The sequence below is a fragment of the Brevibacillus sp. B_LB10_24 genome (genome assembly GCF_046036945.1).
In the GTDB taxonomy this organism is placed as follows: Bacteria; Bacillota; Bacilli; order Brevibacillales; family Brevibacillaceae; genus Brevibacillus_C.
The window spans coordinates 1-726 of sequence record NZ_JBJQOQ010000082.1 but is presented as its reverse complement, the minus strand read 5'-3'; the positions used below and the strand labels follow the sequence as shown (position 1 = coordinate 726).

Sequence of the window (726 nt, the reverse complement as noted above, 5' to 3'; positions counted from 1 at the left end):
CGGTTCGGCAAGATTCCTTCGGCAACCTGATCGGCCGCAAGGAAGGAACCGATCCCCAGGCATTCGTCGTCATGCTCGGCTCCCATATCGATTCGGTGCCAAATGGCGGCCGCTATGACGGCACCATCGGCGTGATCGGCGGCATCGAGGTCGTGCAGGCCATTCGTGAAGCAAATATCACACATACCCATCCGATCGAGGTCGTCGCTTTTTGCGACGAGGAAGGGCCGCGGTTCTACAGCGGTCTGTTCGGCAGCACCGGCATGATCGGCAAGATGACGCAGGAAAAACTGCACATGACCGATGACGAAGGGATCAGCCGTTATGAAGAACTGCGTTCCATGGGACTCGATCCGGACAACCAGCAGGATTCGGTGCGCAAGCCGGGCGAGATCAAGGCATACCTGGAGATGCATATCGAACAGGGGCCGTACCTGCAGGCGATGAATGCGCCCGTGGGCATCGTCACGGGGATTGCCGGACCGGCCTGGCTGAATATCAAGCTGCACGGCATGGCCGGGCACGCGGGGACCGTTCCGATGAACATGCGCCGAGATCCGATGTCAGGGGCGGCCGAAGTGATCCTGGCGATCGAAAAGATCTGCGGCAGCGATCCGTCTGTGCCCATGGTCGGAACCGTCGGAAAGATTGCGGCCTATCCGGGCGGGCAAAATGTCATCCCCGGAACGGTCGAATTCAGCGTGGACATTCGCGACACTGACGAGG

At 60.2% G+C, this 726-nt stretch carries 1 protein-coding gene; it reads left to right on the top strand.

What is annotated here, in order from left to right; all coding sequences use genetic code 11:
• The coding region (locus tag ACI7RC_RS27760; protein WP_408111387.1) for a hydantoinase/carbamoylase family amidase at nucleotides 1-726 on the top strand (726 nt) is incomplete at both ends.